A 16,738-nucleotide genomic window follows, 5' to 3' on the forward strand; every position below is an offset into this window, starting at 1 on the left:
CAATGACATTCGGATGAGTTCGAAGCCAGATATGATCAATAAGCACCAGCCGGTACCAGATAATTCGCTTCCCACCTCAACGGAAACCTGAGCAAGCGGAGTAGTTCATGTCGGCGAAAATGAACGGGCCAGCGGTTGAAAACCAATTGGCACAACTTATCTGGCGACTGCGCGAGTATCTGTGCACCAGCATCGACCACCAGGGTCGCGCCCGATCCACTTGCGGAAGCCGAGTGCTGGAATCTGTGCTGGCCTGCCGGCTCCTGGAGTATGACAGCAGCTATTCCACGGCCCTGGCTCGAGTCCGTTCCTACTTGGCCGCCGCCCACGACCGCGTCGGCCTCACCCCGATCGATCAGGTCCTGCTCGGCAGACCCGACGGGGAGGTGCTGGCAGGGTTCGACCACCATACTGCCCCCCGCAAGCAGGTGTTAGTGGGTGCGATCCTGCACGCGGCCGGCGTCGGCGGCACGGTGGCGTCGGCGGCCCCGGCGGCCCCGGCGATCACCACCAGCGCGCTGCACACGTGGAAACGGGTCGAGTGGGTCGCCTGCCAGGCCATCCACGCCCAGGTCGCAGGCGCACGGATGGCCGATGACCCACTCCAGGCTCTGGCCGACTGGCTGGACGGGCCCCGGATCCACGAGGGCAACCACCTATCTCACCTGCTAGTGCTACACGCCCTACGGCCCTATCCAGAACACCACGCCGCTGTGCGCCATGGGCTCGACCTGCTGGTGGCCACCCAATGTGCCGACGGCGGCTTCAGCGTGGCCGAGCACTTCGATACTTGGGTGACGTCGATCGTGGCCACCGCGCTGACCGAAGCCGGAGCCCGGAACCAGGTGTTGGTGCATACGGGGGAGTGGATGGCGGCTTGTCAGGCCGCTGACGGCGGCTGGTCCTATGCTCCGGGCGCGACCCAGACCGACATGGACACCACTTACACGGCGATGACATTCCTGCACGCCCACGACCGCGACCGCTACGCACCTCGCCTGGCGGCCGGACGAGCCTATGTGCGGCGCATGCAGAACACCGACGGGGGCTGGCCCACTTACTGTCATGGCACCCCGTCTGAGCCTGCCATGACCGGCGGAGCCCTGGTCGTGCTCGCCGAACAAGCACAGGATCACGCCGAAGAGATCGTGGCTGGCGTACGGTGGCTGGCACACTCCCAGCAGTCTGATGGCACCTTCGAACGGAGCTGGAGCCTGGCCGAGGGCAACGCTCTCTTCCGCGCGGTGCACGGACTGTGTGCCGCACGCGACAATGTTCCACTTCCCCCGTCAGTCGCTCGCGCAGTCGACCATGCCGTCGGCCGAGCGACGTCTTACCTGACCCAGACCCAAAACCACGACGGCGGCTGGGGGCATCGCGCATGGAATCCCAGCGACCCGATCAGCACCGGCTACGCCCTGGCCGCCCTCGGCAGACTTCGACAGCGCTCCCCGATGCCAGCGGCGATGGCCTTCCTCGCTGCCTGTCAACGGCCTGACGGTGGATTCGACGCACCAGCCGACACCGTCGCTCCCCGCCCGATCCCGGTGGATGTACCCGTGCTCGCACCCGCCTACGTCCTGCGCGGCCTGGAACACTGTCGACAGTGACCGCGACGCCTTATGCCGACCGGATCTTCGGGTGGCGGGGGCTCGCCTGCCTTTTGGGTGGCAGGCGGCCTATGGACGTCGCTGGTGGTCCACACCGGGAGATCGCGTCATCGATTGCGCGCCATGAGAGTGCCGGCCATAGCAGTAAGCTCGTCGCGAACTGAAGGTGCGAGGGGTGCGGCGATAACTGCTTCTATCGCCTGTTGCGTCTTGGTGGCGATCGCCTGCTCGACCGCGGCGAGTGCGCCGGTATCAGCGATCAGAGCCCGCAACTCGGCGATTTCCCGCTCGTCTAACGTGGGCCTACCATACAACTCATTGATCCGCGTGGCCTGTGCGGAGGTGGCCTGGTGGCGGGCCAACGCGATCAGCATCGTCGGCTTTCCCTCGGTCAGGTCGTCGACGTTCGACTTGCCGGTCAGTTCCGGGGTGCCGAAAGTGCCAAGTATGTCATCACGGAGTTGAAAGGCTTCGCCCAAGGATGCGCCGAACCGTGTATATGAGTCCAGGAGTGTGGCATCAGCTCCAGCGAGCACTCCGCCGAGCTTGAGCGGACCCTCCACGGTGTATTTGGCCGTTTTGTGGCGAATAATAGTGGCTGCCGTCGCGGGCGAACAGCTCCCACGGGCTTGTGCCATCATCTCCAGATATCCACCGAAGACTGTCTCCGTGCGCATAGTGTCGAATACCTTCGCTCCGTCGACCAGCAATGCGGGGGTCATACCACTGGCGTGGAACATAGTGTCGGACCATATCCAGCACAAATCTCCTATCAACATGGCTGCCGCATTACCGAAATGCTCGGGATCCCCACATCCGCGGAGTCTGGTGTGCAGATCACGCCACTGATGATGAATCGTCGCACAGCCTCGCCGCAGGCTGCCACGGTCGATGACATCGTCTTGAATGAGGCAGAATACATGAAAAAATTCCAGCGCAGCCGACACCATCACGATCTCATCGCAGTCAGGTTCTCCCGCCCCATACCATCCGAGATAACAGAGTATCGGGCGGATGCGCTTACCGCCGGCGCCGATGAGTGCGCGAATCGCACGCAGCGCCGCCACCATATCATCAGCTCCGATGTCTACGACTCTTCTTTCCTGACTGTCGAGGAAGTCGGCCAGGACTGCGTCGACTCGAATTCTGAGGGCCGCCGTATCCGGCACCTGGTTTCCCAATTTTCCCGCGTTGGAGAGCATCTGCGCCTCAGCCATGTCTCGTGACAAGCGCCCGCGAGGCCTTTGTCGCAATGAGAATCTTGCGGACCGTCGGCACGGATATCCGGCTGTCGTAGACCGTCACCGGATTCATTGCGATACGCTGGTTGATGTTTCTGTAGATACTCACCATAGCCTCCATACAAGCTCGGCTGGTATTGTCGAGCAGGGGGAGTAGCCGCTCGCCCAGGCAGTACCAATCCTCGGCCCGGCCCGCCGATTGACGAAGGTAGGCCGCCAAACGGCCATCGGGATCCGCCAGCATCTGGTCGGCTCCGATTTCCAACCGTATTCCGCTGCGCGCCAACTCGTCACGCGGAAGATATATCCTGCCCCGAATCAGATCCTCTCGTACATCCCGCAATATGTTCGTTTGTTGAATAGCTACGGCCAGTTGGTCGCCATAACGGTATAAACGCGGGTCGCTGTTCTTCGAGTTCGTCACGCCCAGATACAGTCGCACACCGAATCCTGCAACATGCCGACAATAGTCGACGGTATCGTCGAAAGTCGAGAACTCTGCACCATCGATATCCATTTGTGCACCGGCGATGAGATCGTCCAATGCATCCAGCGGTAAATCGAAGCGGTGCGATGCGTCGGCTACCGCGATCATTATCGGGTCGTCGCTGCGTTCCGGGTTCTCCAGCTCTCGACGCACGGTCGTCATGGCGGAGATCTTCTCGTCTCTGTCGATATCGCTGTCGGCAATATCATCGATATGATGACACAGGGCGTATAAAGCGTACATCGCCAGTCGCTGCCGCTTCGGGAGTAGTATCATTCCGTAGTAGAAGTTACGCGCCTGCTGACGAGTGATTTTGGCACACAAAGTATACGCGCCAGAAATCGTGCAGGCATCCTGCTCCGGAATTTCCACAGTTACTCCTATGCTTAGGGAAGGGTCGATGACGTGTTCCCGCTCGAGCTTCTCATCAATGTGATCAACTCTGTTCGGTCATTCGGCACCGCCCCCGTTTCTCCCCAATCGAGGAATCCCATCTGCTGAGGCCGCCAGATATATTTCCAAATCACCGATATAGCGAGCGAGGATGCCCATCTCCTCATCCGCTACGCGCTGTCCATCCATCTCGAGCAGATTATTTTTGCATGTCACGAATCTTCTGCATTCCGACTCGATCATCTCGACTGCAATCTCCATCGCAGCGCATTCATCGACGCCCAATTCGAGCTCGATCACAACGATCAGGTTGAACTCGCCTGCCGACGATTCGCGGTGATGTGAATAGAGATCGTTGATCCAGGACGAGGCATTGACGCTTATCGTCTTCAACTTGCGCAGGTCGGGATGCCTGTTGAGATTCTCTGTAATCTCGTAGTGTCCAGCCCATTCGTATAAGTCCAGCCAAGGGAGTACACCGCTTGTGTACTGACGCAGTCTGACGTAGTGCCGCATTGATGGAATATGCCCGGTCCGCTGGAGGGTCCGCTCGACTGCCATTGCGGCCAGCGTCTGGCGCAGGTGTGATCGCAGCCTCGACCACCAACGCCGCGATTGTCGATCGCGAAGGCGAGGGAGAACTTCCGAAGCGGCCATGAGAGCGGGATGGTCGCCGGCCTGCTGATAGTCTCCATTCATCAGCCGAAATATCCGGCGTGCCAACCTCGACAACCCGCCCGAACCAACCTGCTGACCGGATACAAGATCATCATCTAAATACAAAAAACCATCCAAGGCTATGGACAGTGTCAACAAATCATCAAAAGAGCACTCCGGAAAACCGAGGCCAACTATAAGAGTTGTCCCCTCGTTTCGTGCGCGTGTCTCGCCGACCTGGTCACGAATGAGCCCGATTTCTTTTTTCCACGAAATCAAACTTTCCTGCGCCCGTCGCCATTCCGGATGTTCATGCGTCCGAAATGGCAACTGTGGTCGACGAGGCAAGTGGTGTGCCGACGGATCCACCGTATCCTCCCTATTCGTACAATCAGCGAGAAGGCAAAGTTGGGTCGATGTGGGGATCGGTCGTGGACGGCCTCGGTGTTGTCGATGTCTCGCGGCGGCGTTCGGTCGCATCGGACAGGCTCTGTGACCCATCCGTCGGGTCCTGGTCTCGCAGAACTTTCGCCGAGCGAAGTACACCCGACGCGAAATCTGATCTCGGCGGTCGAACAGGCACACCAACAGTATGAACCCACGGCCTCGATGATCACTGCGATCCAGCGCGATCCGAAATACCTTGTGTTAGCTCGTTGCTCACTGTATGTCGCGGGGGTCTCGCATCACCTACAACGGCACATCCTCCGCGGTCAACGGCGAGATCACCAGGTCACCGTCCTCATCGAGACGGACCGGCCCCTCGCCCACGGCGAGCACCTTCTCCAGCTCCCCGACCGACTCGTGTAGTTCATCGACCGCGCCCGCCAACGCGCGAGCCGGATCGGCGGATTTTCCGACCAGACGGCAGAACTCGGCGCGCTGAGGCTCCCACTGCTGCGCGGTGAGCAGATACAACGCCGGATCCGCGTAGTGGCGTGACTGTTCCGCACCGCCTTCGCAACCCAAAGCGATGTGTCCGCGGCCGCCGAACCCGCTTCCGCGGGCCCCACCGGTCGATCGGCGATCGAACTACTCACCGAATCTCTCGACGGCCTGGTCGAAGCCGGTCTACTCGAGCCCGAAAGACGGCCCGGTGCAGAGTTTCTCGCCTGGCCCACCGTGCACGGACTGGCCTACCTCGCCGTCGACGGTCCGCTGCGCTTCCTCGAACCAGCCCAACTCGACGACCTCACCACCCAACTATTGGACATGATCGACCGCGGAATCTGAACGACACACCCGCGCAGCAGACGAACATGCAGGACGCGGGCCGAGATTCCTGCCAACGGCCTTTCACCCTCGACCGCATTCGGACCAGGCCACGATAAAGTATGCACAACAACACGTTTGGACTGGTTCTGGCTTCAACTATCCGGTTCCGGTTGTATGCTTCCCCATCAAGCGAATGGCCTAAACGGGGGGCGGGGGCACAGGGGAACACTGACTTAGCGCCGAATCATCTTGCGAGCAGACCGATCTCGTGACGCGTGCCGCATCTTGCCTTTGAATTCCTCCACACATGCCGTCCTGCGGCGTGCGGACGGGATCCCTTGTCGTGCAACACAAGTGGAACGAAAATGGTGCGACACGCGCGTCGAATCGGCATGCGATGCTGCGCTGAGGAAGTCCCTGCCTGTCCAACCGGCGATACCCAGCCGTCAAAGAGGACAGGACAATCATGACGCGGTTGATCGATTTCTCCGCAGCTCTCATCGAGCCCGGCAACATCCAGACCGCAGGGTTTGCCGGGGTCGTCGGATACTTCTCCGAGTCGAGACCCGGAACGAATTTCGCCGCCAAACCACTGCGGCGCGACTACTGCGACCGGTTGCGCGCGGCGGGCCTCGAGATCGTCACCAACTACCAGTACGGCAAAGCGGACACGGCCGACTGGCGTGGCGGCTACGACGGCGGCGCCCGGCATGCCGAGACGGCGTTGCGCCTGCACTTCGAGGCGGGCGGCCCCGGCGACCGTCCGCTCTACGCTCCCGTCGACGACAACCCGGGCCTCGACGACTGGAACAATCTCATCGCTCCGTTCCTGCGTGGCTGGGCCTCGGTGGTCGGCGCCGAGTGGACCGGCGTCTACTGCAATGCCCGCTGCATCGACTGGGCTTTGGAAGACGGTGTCGCCCAATGGTTCTGGCAGCACAACTGGTCCGGCGATCCCGCCATCAACGGTGATCACCCCAAGGCGCACCTGCACCAGATCGAGATCGACCACCGCGAGATCGCCGGCGTCGGGATCGACGTCAGCGATGTCCTTAAACCCGACTACGGACAGTGGTCGGCCGCCACCAACACCCGATAACCCGAGGGGGTACATCATGGCGACATCACCTATCACCAAGCAAGACGACCAGACCGGCGTCAGTCCCAACTGCGACTCCCGCGACGGCGAGCAGGCTATCTGGTTCCTGCTGCACACCCAGGAAGGCGACGGCGATGCCCAGTCGCTGGCGCACTACCTGCAGAATGCCAATTCGGGCGTGTCCTACCACTACACCGTGGACAACTCCGGGACAGTGATCGACGTGGTTGATACCGACAAGTCCGCGTGGGCCGTGATCAGCGGTAATCCTCGCTCGATCAATCTGTGCTTCGCGGGCTCGCGCGTGGCCTGGACGCGGGATGAGTGGTTCTCGAACATGCGGGCCGGAATCGACTGTGCCGCATGGATCGCCGTGCAGGACGCTCGCAAGTACGGTATCCCGATTCGCACGATCACACCCGAACAACTCGGCAACGACGAGGCCGGGATCGCCGACCACAACGCCTATACCATCGGCAAGTGCGAGGGCACGCACACCGATGTCGGCCCCAATTTCCCGTGGGACTACCTGAACTCGAAGCTGGCCGAGTACAGCGAGGCCTGACCGAGACCTTGCCCGGCCCGGCGCCATTGCTCACGGCCGCCCGAGCCAGGCCTGGTCTGCTCGACATGGTCGACCTCGGAGCTGACCGTGCCGTCGGACAACCCGCAGATGCCCGCGCCAGCACGATCCCGGCAGCACATCGGTTTGTGTCCGATATCGATGACCAATGCGCAATTGGCGATCCTCGAGCCGGTGCTGCCACTGCCGCACAGCTGGCACGGAAACGTGGTCAGCCTGAATTGCATTGCCGCCGTGCGGTGGTGGACTCCGGCGACACAGGCTGATTTGCCCATTCGCGGACCGCCTCCGCGAACCGCTCGACCACATCGGCTGGGGCGCCGCTGTAGATGGCCGATGGCCCGATGAACGGATCACGTTGCGGCAGTGGTGGATTGCGGTCTGTGGCCCGCGATTGGCGGAGGTTCGGCTTGCTGGCGGTCATCGGCCCGCCTGACCGGTGTTCTCCGCGCCCGGATCGGCGTGAAGTTTCCGCACCGGCCACACCCCGTAAGGGAGGGGAGTGCGCGGGATCATCAGAGCGGGGATCTGAGCGAGCATGGGCAGCACCTCTTGGTTGTTCCGTATTGGCAAGCTGTTGTCAGGCAGACGATCTGGTGCAGGTGGGGCAGTCGGCGGACGAATCGGTGGGGTGCGGATGTCCCATCTCGATCAGGCGTGTCCAACAGCCGCGCAACATCTCACACGTCCGCACCGTGCAGTCGCCGTGTAAGGCGCGGGATATCTCCCGATGCATCTGGGCCGGTGACATCGCATGGCTCGGATACTGGTGCCGGACGGCATCGGCAGCCATATCAGAATCCCAGATGCGGAACATCGGCCGGGACGAACCGGCCGGCCTCGATGAGCCGCTTCTTCGCCTGCGCCTTGACCGGGCATATCGACGCCTGGCAGTCCAAGTGGCTCTGCATGATTACATGCGCGTATTCGATTGTCATCACGGGCAATTCGCTGTGGTTCGCTACCGGCAGGCCGTGCATGCGGATACTCCGAATGTGAGTGTGGGTATTTGGAATGCCCGGTAGCCGAGGCCGAAACTGCCTGTGCTACAAAGTGGTTCGCTTAGGCAGTGGGTTCTTCCCGGCTACCGGGGTGATGCAAGTAGACACCCGGCCTTCGGAAAACGGCATCCCCAATCGCCCGCTTCCGTCGTATTATCGCCAAACTTTCTCCGCGGATACCGCCACGTGAGCGCCACCTGCTGACGGCTTCCAAAAGTCCGGTCACTACATAGTGAGGCTAACGATATGAGCGTTACCGGCAGTACCCTCGCGCGCCGTGCCCTCGGTCGTGAACTGCGCCGATTGCGGACAGTCAAGGGCATGTATCAAGCCGAGGCGGCCAGGCTGGCCGAAACCTCCCCCCAATCGATCGGCCGTATAGAGGAGGGACGATCGACCCGGATCACCAGCTTTCAGATCAACGCCCTGTGCGATGCCTATGGAGCCACCGACGACGAACGGCGAATCCTGTTGGGGCTGGTGCAGGAGGTGCGGGCCGCGCGGGAGCGGGGCGGCGGCTGGTGGCGTTCGTATGCCGATCAGATCACTGGGGACTTCGACCATTACCTGGCTTTGGAGGAGGCTGCGAGTCGATTGACGGCGTGGAAGGTAGCCATTGTTCCGGGGTTGCTCCAGACTCCGGACTATCGCCGTGCGATAGCTTGGGCTGAATCCCCCGAGCTGCCAACTGAGCAGATCGAGAGGCGAATCGAGTGGTTAATACGGAGGCAGAGACGTCTCGAAGACCCAAGTCTGACTGTGGAGGTCTTGTTGTCGGAGGCCGTCCTCCGCGAAGAGGTCGGAGGCCCAGCAGTTTTGGCGGAACAACTGCATCGACTTGCCGAAGTTGGCGCCTTGCCGAATGTTTCGATACGAGTCGTCCCATTCAACGCCCGCAACCATCTCGGCGTGTTGGTCGGATCGTGCTTCCTAATGGAATTTCCGCCCTTGCCGCAGTCCAAGTTGGTCGAACCGCCGATCGTCTACGTCGAGGGGTACGCCGGTGACTTGTACTTAGAGCGTGAGGAAGAAGTGGGACATTATCGAACTGCGCTCGCCGAGATCGGGCGTGTAGCGTTGGACGAGAGCGAGTCCAGGCGAAAAATCCTGGCGATAGCGAAGGAGTACAGGACGTGAGCGTCGATCTGTCGGGGGCGAACTGGTACAAGAGCAGCCGCAGCAGCTCGACGAAGGAATGCGTGGAGGTCGCACACCTCGATGGGGGCATGGTCGGGGTGCGGGACTCGAAGAACCCCACGGGCCCGGCTCTGGTGTTCAGGCCCGCCGAGTGGGATGCGTTCACGGAGGGTGTGCAGGGCGGGGAGTTCAAGCCGTCCTGAGTAGCGTGTGCATGTGAAATCGTAGGAACCCCAGATGCTTTCGGCATCTGGGGTTCTTCCGATTCAGCGTTCCTCCGCGATCGAAACCGCGATGATCGCTTTGCATGGTGGTGACCTGGCCGGTACCGTCTAGACGAGCTTGCGGGGGCGGGGAAGCCGGTCCGACCCCGGGTCTGGGATGGCACCGGTGCGAGAGGACGAGATGGCTAGCTGCAGCGGTGTGGTCCGGGGTGTGGTTCTCGGTGCGGGGGTGGTTGTACTGGTCTCGGCGTGCAACTCCGGTGGGGACTCGAAGGGCAGCGTGAACAGTGCGTCGTCGACGGCAACCATCGCGGCGGATGTGCCAGCGGGGTTCGATGCGTGTAAAGACATCCCGCAGTCGGTGATTCAGCAGGAACAGCTGATCAAGCCGACGCCGGACATCACAGATAGGCCCGGCGGCTACAAGTGGCGCGGCTGCGACTGGGTTCAGCGTGGTGGCGATGGATACGCTGTCACGATCGACACCACCAATATCACCTTGGCGATGGTGCGTGCGAACAGTCAGTTCACTGTCACCGAAGAGTCCAATGTGGCTGGGCGGGCGGCACTTACCTATCGCCCAAGCGATGATAAGACGGATCAACATGAGAACTGCATACTGATTGTCGATATGAGGGGCGGCAGCCTGGAGGTCAGTATCACCAACCCGCCTTCGGCCAAACTGACTGCCTCCCAGCACTCCTGCGACATCGCCAAGCGTCTCGGGAAAGGGATCGTTCCAGCGATACCTGCCACTCTCTAGACTTGAACGAACTCCGGTCGATCACTGTCGGAAACCCTGGGGGAGGACCACGAACTATGAGCGACTCCACGACATCATCATCGTCGGGCCCGCTGGCCAGCGCGATCAAGGACGCTCAGGACGGCAAACTGACTGTCAGTTTCAGCGACAAAGTGCGTGTCAACGCCGACGAGTTCGTCTACATCGAGCGCGACTGCGAGGCTTTCAAAGAAGAGATCCGCCGACTTCAGCGGATCGCTGAAAGGATCTCGAACCGAAAGAACTGGGGTCTCGGTGAGTCGACGGACGGTATGATCTCGGCCGCCACGCTGGTGGCTCGCTTCCGTGGTAAGGCCAAGATTGTCAATCCAGCCACGGACTCGAACAACAACGTCTACGACATGCTGGAGCAGCACTACCAGATCGTTGACGACATCCAAACCCTGCATCGCACAATCGCCCAGAAATACGTCGAGCAGGACCAAGAATTCGCCGCTGAGTACAACGCGTTGATGGCGAATAAGGAAGCCAGCCAGATCGGTACCCTAAACCAACCAGGCGTGATCTCAGCCCCGGCTGTCGGAGCCTCGAAATGACCGATTCGAACGAGCCCTCGAAGATTGCTGGTGGCGGTGAGCATGTCGATAGTTGGAACCATTGGGAGATTTACAACGCGTTCACTCCGCTGAACACGACCGAGGCTCACGATGGCTCCGGCGAGTATGCGCAGATCGCCACGTCGTGGGCTTCGGCGGCAGAACTTTTCGCCAACCGGATCAATCATTCGAGCTCGGCCGCCTGGGACGGCAATGCCGCGAACAGTTCGCGGGAAGCGATCAGCAAATACGCCAAGGCTGCATTGGACCTGACAACACCGCTGCAGAACCTCGCAGACCGAGTGTCAGCAGCGGCCAAGGGCGTCAACGATACTCAGAATGCCGTGGACAAGCCGCCGGACGGGGGATCGTGGTACAACCCGAAGAGCTGGAACCTGGGCATTTACCATGGCCCGAATTCCGCTGCGGTGCGCAACGATTGCGAGAGTTCCGCACGGGAAGCCATGCGCAGTCACTACGTAAACACATTCGTTTCGGCGGATAAGCAGATTCCAGTGCTCCCGGTACCGAACAGCCCAACCGATCCGTTGTACAAGCCACCGGAAACCAAGAACGATGGCTACACCCCGGGGACCAGTGGAAACGGTGGCGGTAACCCGACGTCCGGGACCGGTAACCAGGGCAAGGGCGACCAGAACGAAAATTCGCAGCCCGCAACCGATCCGACGACGAACAGTTCGCAGGATCCGTCGTCGACCACTCCCACAAGTACCGATTCGTCGCAGACCCCGTCGAGCACCTCCGGTACCCAACCGAGTTCGGTGACTCCCACGACGAGTACTTCGACGACGCCGAGCAGCTACCCGGGCGGAACGGGCAGCAACGGCAGCGGGCTGGGCGGCACGTCCGGCACCACCTCGGGCAAGCCCGGCAGCAGCGTTCCCGGTACACCGACCGCCACCGGCACGGCAGCCAACGCGGCACGTGCGGCGACCACCAGCACCGGGACCTCAGGAATGTCGGGCATGGGCGGGATGGGCGGTGGTCGTGGCCAATCCAAGGGCGACGACGAGTCCCATCAGCTCCCCGAGTGGCTTCGGAATATGGAGAACACCGAAGAGTTGCTCGGTCCTGCCCCGAAATCTGTTCCCGGCGGCGTGATCGGCGGTGACCACGCCGAACCCGGATCGAGACCGAGCTGATCTCCGGCCGCCGGTCGAAGCATCGGTGGCCGGGGCGTTTCCTGCCTGAATTTCGTTGGCTCGCCGCCTGTCCCGAGCTACTTACGCAGTACCCGGGCGGCGCCGAGTCCGCCGCATGATGTTGATTGGATGACCACGATGGCCGAATGGAGTTGGGAACCGGACGATTTCGCGGCGCTCTGGTACAGCGACGCGAACGACCGGTTCCCGGACCCGCTGCGCTATGTCAGCCGTTTGGCCACCAACGATGAGGTCGCCGCGCATCGGGTCGCCGTGCGCACCCGCTACGGTGTCGAGGAAACCGAGCAGATCAACCTCGCCCTGCACACTCTCACCACCTCCGAGCTGCGTATCGAAATCGGCGGTGAATCAACGGTTCTCGGCAAGGGCGAACCCCGTGAATACCGCGTCCTCGGGGCCCGGACCCCATATCACGCGGTGATGCTGACCCAGACCGCCACGGGCGGTGTCGACAGCCCTATCCGCTGTCGGCTGTTCCGCACCGAACAGCTGGCGGCGCGCTTGGCCGGCATTCTGCCCTCGGTTCCTCCGGGCAGCGCTAAACCGGACACCTTCCATGTCGAGGACCTGCGTTCCAGTAACAACGGTCATGGCCGCAATAGTCCGCTGGAACGTTTCGATCGTCTCACTCAGCACCGCTCCGGCGCGGGCGTCGCTGGCCTGCTCGCGGGATACCTGCACAGCCGCCCGGCCCCCTGGTATGCCCTCGGATGGTTCGATGCCGAGGGCGATGGCCGATACGTTCAGCAGCAAACCCGCGAGCACATCACCATCCGCCCCGCCACCACCGGCGATCTCACCAATTACTTCGAAACCTGGATCGACCTGGCCCTGAAACGACTCCACGGCGACGACCCCGACAGCTGGTGATGCGATCGTCGCCGGATTCGGGGTCGCCGTAGTATCGGCCGAAAATCGGGCGGATATGCCCGGGCGCAGATACCGAGGCCCGGTTCCCGCACGCCGGCCCGCTGATGACCCGCCGCGCCATCCTCGGCCTGATCGCCGAGCGCTGAGACGACCTGCTGCGGCTTTCCGGGTCGCTGAAGTGCGGGCACGCCACCGCCTCGCTGCTGGTCGGCAAGCTGTCGGCCTCGGACCGGCAGAACACCCTCGCGGCCGCGCTCGAGGAGCACAGGCGCTGCGCCGCACGAATCGCCTGAACCACAGAGTATTACGGGCTCGCCGTTGAACAGACGCGCCGGGCAGGCCGACACGTCGACGACGAAGTCTTGGCGCACATCAGCCCTGCGCACAGCGAGAATCAACTTCTTCGGCGCCATCGACGCCGAGCTGACCGAGCTCGGCCCCACCGGCTACCGGCTGCTGGAAACCGCTGTCAGCTACGGCAACGAGGAAGCCGTCGGTCGCGCGATCGCGGCCTCTGGGATCGCGCGTGAAGACCTGTTCGTCACCACGAAACTGTGGATCCAGGACTCGCGCAACGGCTCGGCTCGGCCGAGGAAGCCACGAAACGCTCCTTCGACGCCTCTCTGCAGCGCTTCGGCCTGGACTACCTCGATCTGTATCTGATCCACCAGCCCCTCGGCGACTACTACGGCGAATGGCGGGCCATGCTGCACCGCCAAGGCCCCCACCGACGAGGAAATGAACCGTATCGCCGCCCTCGACACCGGCTCATCCCTGTTCTTCGACCACCATGACACCGACACGGTGCGCTGGCTCACCAGCCGCGAATACAACTGACGAGCCGATACCGTGCGCGCTATCGCGACTGCATCCGATCCAATGCGCGAGCTGATTCCAGCGCCGTCGCTGTCTGCGACACATCGCCGGACGCCGTGGCAATTGCGTGCCGAGTTGCGGCCAGCCGTGCGAGTGCGGCCTCGGTGAAGACCGACAATCCGAGGTCGGGGTTGTATCCGTGAATTTCCTTGACATCGAGTTCGGCCAGGAAATACAGGATCTCCGTCGAGATCACCTGCCCCGGAACCAGCACCGGGAAGCCGGGCGGATAGGGGACCACGAATGTGGTGGACACCAGAGTCTTACCCTTGGCGATCCGTCGCCCGGCGTCACCGAGCAGGATGTGTTCGCGGTCGGAATCCTCATACCCGGCATAGAAGGCCGATCGCATGTCGCCGAACGAGCGGGCGCCGTCGGGACGAAATACGCTATCGAACTCGCTGAAGTCGGGTAGCGCGGGCAGATCCTTGGTGATCTCGTCGACCCGGCGCTGCTGCAGGGCGCGATCGGCCTTTCCGGCCGCACCCTGGCTGCGCTCGAAGTCGGTGGCCACTCGGCGCAGCACGTCGAGCAGGTAGTGCACGCTCGACCAGGTGACGCCGATCGTGAAGATCAGCAGCACACTGTTGATCGAGGTCTTGTTGATCTGGATACCGAACCGGTCCATCAGAACTTTCTCGCGGAACTCGAACCCGTTCATGCCGGTCTTGCCGATGAACAGGGTGACCCGAGTCGGATCGAGCACGAACTGATCGGACCGCCACGCCTCGTTCCACTCCGCCAAGCCCCCCTGCCTGACCTGTCGGTAAGAGCTGACTTCGGAGGGCCGGAATTCGTCGGGCACCAGGTCGTCCTCGTCGAGGATGCGGAACCACTTGCCGATCAGCCGGTCTTTGCGGACGCGGTGGCGGAAGACCAGCGCCATGTCGTAGACGTGCCGGACCAGCTGAAAGCCCTCGATGTCGACCTGCCGACGCGCCAAGTCCAACGACGCCAGCAGTTGCTGGTTCGGCGACGTCGAGGTGTGGGTCAAAAACGCCTCACCGAACGCTTCTCGGGCGAGAGCTTTGAAATCCTGGTCGCGGACATGGATCATCGACGCCTGCCGAAGCGCCGACAGCGACTTGTGGGTGGAATGCGTCGCATACACGCGTACCCGCGCGCGCCCGGGGTCGGGAAGCAGACGACGGTTGCTCCACTGGGTGCGGTCGACTCCCTCCATCGACGCACGCCACGCGCGGTATTCCTCGGCGTACCCGGGCGAGGACAGTGTCGACTCGAGTTGTGCGGCGGCAACCATCGCGGTCCGCTGCCGGGCCCACGGCACCGCGGTTGCGAACGCGTACCACGCCTCATCCCACAGGAAGCAAATGTCCGGCTTGATAGCCAGGACCTCCTCCATCACGCGCCGGGGGTTGTAGACGATGCCGTCGAAAGTGCAGTTGGTGAGCAGTAGCATGCGCACTCGGTCCAGCTGTCCGGCCGCCTCGAGGTCCAACAGCGCCTTCTTGATGGTCTGCAGGGATACGGCTCCATAGATCGCGAACGGCTCGAGCGGGTAGGCCTCCAGGTACATCGGGTATGCCCCGGCGAGCACCAGGCCATAGTGGTGCGACTTGTGGCAATTGCGGTCGATCAGAACAATGTCGCCCGGCCGGGTCAGGGCCTGCACAACGATCTTGTTCGCGGTGGACGTTCCGTTGGTGACGAAGTACGTCTGATCGGCACACCATGTCCTCGCGGCTTTGTCCATCGCCGCCCTGATCGTGCCGTGTGGGTCCAGCAGCGAGTCGAGCCCGCCGGAGGTGGACGACGTCTCGGCCATGAAAATGTTGCGACCGTAGAATTCGCCCATATCCTGCAGCGTTTTGGAGTTGAAGATGCTGGCGCCACGCGCGACGGGAAGGGCGTGGAATTGGCCGACCGGCGCGGCCGCATAGGCACGCAGGGCGTCGAAAAACGGTGTGGCGTACCGGCTCCGGAAGCCGGCGAGCACCGTGCTGTACAGGTCGGTGACATCGTTGAGCCGATAGAACGTGCGGTCGTAGACGTTCGGCTCGTCCTGGGTCTCCGCGGCGATCGACTTGTCGGTGAGCAGGTACAGATCGATATGAGGCCGCAACTGCCTGATCCACTCGCCACATTCGACCCAGTTCTGGGTGCGGTCGGTCACGACCACGTCGTCGTTGACGCCGAGCAATGTGGTCATCAACGGCACTCTGTCGCGTGAACGAAGTGGCAGGTCATGCCGGATGATCGCCGCCTGAATCTCGCCGTTCAAGGCGACGGCGGTGATGGCGTCCTCGATGCTCGACACGACAAGCAACTCGAACTGCACATCGTCGGATGCGTCGCGAAGCGCCCGCAGGCTCTGCGCCAGGCTCTCGGGAACCTCGGGCGGGGAATCGTCGCCGAGCAGGACAGTGAAGAACTGCTGGTGTTTGGCCCGCGCCACGAGTTCCTGATCGGCCAAGGGCGCGGACGTGTCGAACACGGCTGTACCGTCGCCGTACTCGGAGAGCAGGCGCACAGCCAGCGACACCTCCTCGGTGAGCCGCACCGTCGCAAGATCGGCGAGATATCCGCGAAACGCCGCCAGTCTCGCCGCGCCTGGGTACAGCCAATACCGCTCGAAGGCGCCGAGACGCTCGAGCAGGCGCCGCACCTGGGCGGCTTCGTGGGTGGTGTCCAGCCCGGCACGGTTGACGTCGGCGAGCCGACGGCACGCGTCGTCGAGCAGATTCCATGTGTCGATTCGCGAGTACGACGGGTTCGCTACCGCCGCCAACGCGGAAACACTGAGCCCTTTCGGGCGCTCGCCGTTTCGGTGCATGTCGTCAGTTTTCGCCGCTCAATCGGTGG

The 16,738-nt window shown here is 62.3% G+C and carries 16 protein-coding genes and 4 pseudogenes; 13 read left to right on the top strand and 7 right to left on the bottom strand.

Going from position 1 to position 16,738, the window contains the following annotated elements:
- Positions 1-233 precede the first annotated feature (233 nt).
- A complete protein-coding gene (locus ACIBJI_RS21485) occupies positions 234-1,610 on the top strand; it encodes a prenyltransferase/squalene oxidase repeat-containing protein (RefSeq protein ID WP_397085422.1) in 1,377 nt (458 codons plus the stop codon).
- 107 nt (positions 1,611-1,717) lie between these two features.
- Here ACIBJI_RS21485 and ACIBJI_RS21490 read toward each other — a convergent pair whose 3' ends face one another.
- From ACIBJI_RS21490 to ACIBJI_RS21505, 4 genes and pseudogenes are all read right to left on the bottom strand, one after another.
- Positions 1,718-2,827: a polyprenyl synthetase family protein gene (locus ACIBJI_RS21490; RefSeq protein ID WP_397085424.1), complete on the bottom strand. Its 1,110-nt coding sequence runs from the start codon at positions 2,825-2,827 to the stop codon at positions 1,718-1,720.
- Positions 2,820-3,710, bottom strand: a complete 891-nt coding sequence (locus tag ACIBJI_RS21495) for a squalene/phytoene synthase family protein (RefSeq protein ID WP_397085426.1) — start codon at positions 3,708-3,710, stop codon at positions 2,820-2,822. Before ACIBJI_RS21495 ends, ACIBJI_RS21490 begins: the two co-directional genes overlap by 8 nt.
- A gap of 78 nt (positions 3,711-3,788) precedes the next feature.
- A complete protein-coding gene (locus ACIBJI_RS21500; RefSeq protein ID WP_397085428.1) occupies positions 3,789-4,757 on the bottom strand; it encodes a terpene synthase family protein in 969 nt (322 codons plus the stop codon).
- Between the two features lie 327 nt (positions 4,758-5,084).
- Positions 5,085-5,330 (bottom strand): annotated as a pseudogene (locus tag ACIBJI_RS21505) (hypothetical protein); the annotation flags it as partial.
- 33 nt (positions 5,331-5,363) lie between these two features.
- Between ACIBJI_RS21505 and ACIBJI_RS21510 the strand changes: the two are divergent.
- The 3 genes from ACIBJI_RS21510 (at position 5,364) to ACIBJI_RS21520 (ending at position 7,267) form a co-directional block, all read left to right on the top strand.
- Positions 5,364-5,621, top strand: a complete 258-nt coding sequence (locus ACIBJI_RS21510) for a TetR-like C-terminal domain-containing protein (protein WP_397085430.1) — start codon at positions 5,364-5,366, stop codon at positions 5,619-5,621.
- Between the two features lie 448 nt (positions 5,622-6,069).
- Positions 6,070-6,702, top strand: coding sequence for a DUF1906 domain-containing protein (locus ACIBJI_RS21515; protein WP_364351368.1), 633 nt, complete (start codon positions 6,070-6,072; stop codon positions 6,700-6,702).
- A 16-nt stretch (positions 6,703-6,718) separates the two neighbouring features.
- Complete coding sequence (locus ACIBJI_RS21520) at positions 6,719-7,267, top strand: N-acetylmuramoyl-L-alanine amidase (RefSeq protein WP_397085433.1); 549 nt, start codon at positions 6,719-6,721, stop codon at positions 7,265-7,267.
- Positions 7,268-7,496: 229 nt separating this feature from the next.
- Here ACIBJI_RS21520 and ACIBJI_RS21525 read toward each other — a convergent pair whose 3' ends face one another.
- Both ACIBJI_RS21525 and ACIBJI_RS21530 read right to left on the bottom strand, forming a co-directional pair.
- Positions 7,497-7,709: a hypothetical protein gene (locus tag ACIBJI_RS21525; protein ID WP_397085435.1), complete on the bottom strand. Its 213-nt coding sequence runs from the start codon at positions 7,707-7,709 to the stop codon at positions 7,497-7,499.
- A 370-nt stretch (positions 7,710-8,079) separates the two neighbouring features.
- Entirely contained in the window at positions 8,080-8,223 is a 144-nt protein-coding gene (locus ACIBJI_RS21530) for a hypothetical protein (protein WP_364351374.1), read from the bottom strand.
- Between the two features lie 309 nt (positions 8,224-8,532).
- Here ACIBJI_RS21530 and ACIBJI_RS21535 point away from each other — a divergent pair, with 309 nt between their 5' ends.
- The 9 genes and pseudogenes from ACIBJI_RS21535 to ACIBJI_RS21575 all read left to right on the top strand — a co-directional run.
- Positions 8,533-9,423: a helix-turn-helix domain-containing protein gene (locus ACIBJI_RS21535; protein WP_396956817.1), complete on the top strand. Its 891-nt coding sequence runs from the start codon at positions 8,533-8,535 to the stop codon at positions 9,421-9,423.
- Entirely contained in the window at positions 9,420-9,626 is a 207-nt protein-coding gene (locus ACIBJI_RS21540; protein WP_364351383.1) for a DUF397 domain-containing protein, read from the top strand. The genes ACIBJI_RS21535 and ACIBJI_RS21540 overlap by 4 nt, the downstream gene beginning before the upstream one ends.
- 202 nt (positions 9,627-9,828) lie before the next feature.
- A complete protein-coding gene (locus ACIBJI_RS21545) occupies positions 9,829-10,410 on the top strand; it encodes a DUF3558 domain-containing protein (protein WP_364351386.1) in 582 nt (193 codons plus the stop codon).
- 56 nt (positions 10,411-10,466) lie between these two features.
- A complete protein-coding gene (locus ACIBJI_RS21550; RefSeq protein WP_364351389.1) occupies positions 10,467-10,985 on the top strand; it encodes a hypothetical protein in 519 nt (172 codons plus the stop codon).
- Positions 10,982-12,148, top strand: a complete 1,167-nt coding sequence (locus ACIBJI_RS21555; RefSeq protein ID WP_397085438.1) for a hypothetical protein — start codon at positions 10,982-10,984, stop codon at positions 12,146-12,148. The genes ACIBJI_RS21550 and ACIBJI_RS21555 overlap by 4 nt, the downstream gene beginning before the upstream one ends.
- A 129-nt stretch (positions 12,149-12,277) precedes the next feature.
- Positions 12,278-13,039, top strand: coding sequence for an ESX secretion-associated protein EspG (locus ACIBJI_RS21560; protein WP_364351395.1), 762 nt, complete (start codon positions 12,278-12,280; stop codon positions 13,037-13,039).
- Positions 13,040-13,071: 32 nt separating this feature from the next.
- Positions 13,072-13,498: pseudogene (locus ACIBJI_RS21565) on the top strand (Tn3 family transposase); the annotation flags it as partial.
- Positions 13,496-13,555, top strand: a pseudogene (locus ACIBJI_RS21570) (hypothetical protein); the annotation flags it as partial. The pseudogenes ACIBJI_RS21565 and ACIBJI_RS21570, both read left to right, overlap by 3 nt.
- Positions 13,556-13,593: 38 nt before the next feature.
- Positions 13,594-13,680 (top strand): annotated as a pseudogene (locus ACIBJI_RS21575) (hypothetical protein); the annotation flags it as partial.
- Between the two features lie 215 nt (positions 13,681-13,895).
- On the opposite strand, the gene ACIBJI_RS21580 reads toward ACIBJI_RS21575, so the two are convergent.
- Entirely contained in the window at positions 13,896-16,709 is a 2,814-nt protein-coding gene (locus ACIBJI_RS21580; protein ID WP_364351398.1) for an aminotransferase class I/II-fold pyridoxal phosphate-dependent enzyme, read from the bottom strand.
- Between the last annotated feature and the right edge of the window lie 29 nt (positions 16,710-16,738).

This window comes from Nocardia sp. NPDC050408 (genome assembly GCF_044458905.1).
GTDB lineage: Bacteria > Actinomycetota > Actinomycetes > Mycobacteriales > Mycobacteriaceae > Nocardia.

What these genes read in the sequence shown, in the direction of transcription:
- ACIBJI_RS21490 (WP_397085424.1), bottom strand. Translation starts at nt 2,827, where the DNA reads ATGGCTGAGGCGCAGATGCTCTCCAACGCGGGAAAATTGGGAAACCAG.
- ACIBJI_RS21515 (WP_364351368.1), top strand. Translation starts at nt 6,070, where the DNA reads ATGACGCGGTTGATCGATTTCTCCGCAGCTCTCATCGAGCCCGGCAAC.
- ACIBJI_RS21520 (WP_397085433.1), top strand. Translation starts at nt 6,719, where the DNA reads ATGGCGACATCACCTATCACCAAGCAAGACGACCAGACCGGCGTCAGT.
- ACIBJI_RS21525 (WP_397085435.1), bottom strand. Translation starts at nt 7,709, where the DNA reads ATGACCGCCAGCAAGCCGAACCTCCGCCAATCGCGGGCCACAGACCGC.
- ACIBJI_RS21530 (WP_364351374.1), bottom strand. Translation starts at nt 8,223, where the DNA reads ATGACAATCGAATACGCGCATGTAATCATGCAGAGCCACTTGGACTGC.
- ACIBJI_RS21535 (WP_396956817.1), top strand. Translation starts at nt 8,533, where the DNA reads ATGAGCGTTACCGGCAGTACCCTCGCGCGCCGTGCCCTCGGTCGTGAA.
- ACIBJI_RS21545 (WP_364351386.1), top strand. Translation starts at nt 9,829, where the DNA reads ATGGCTAGCTGCAGCGGTGTGGTCCGGGGTGTGGTTCTCGGTGCGGGG.
- ACIBJI_RS21550 (WP_364351389.1), top strand. Translation starts at nt 10,467, where the DNA reads ATGAGCGACTCCACGACATCATCATCGTCGGGCCCGCTGGCCAGCGCG.
- ACIBJI_RS21555 (WP_397085438.1), top strand. Translation starts at nt 10,982, where the DNA reads ATGACCGATTCGAACGAGCCCTCGAAGATTGCTGGTGGCGGTGAGCAT.
- ACIBJI_RS21560 (WP_364351395.1), top strand. Translation starts at nt 12,278, where the DNA reads ATGACCACGATGGCCGAATGGAGTTGGGAACCGGACGATTTCGCGGCG.
- ACIBJI_RS21580 (WP_364351398.1), bottom strand. Translation starts at nt 16,709, where the DNA reads ATGCACCGAAACGGCGAGCGCCCGAAAGGGCTCAGTGTTTCCGCGTTG.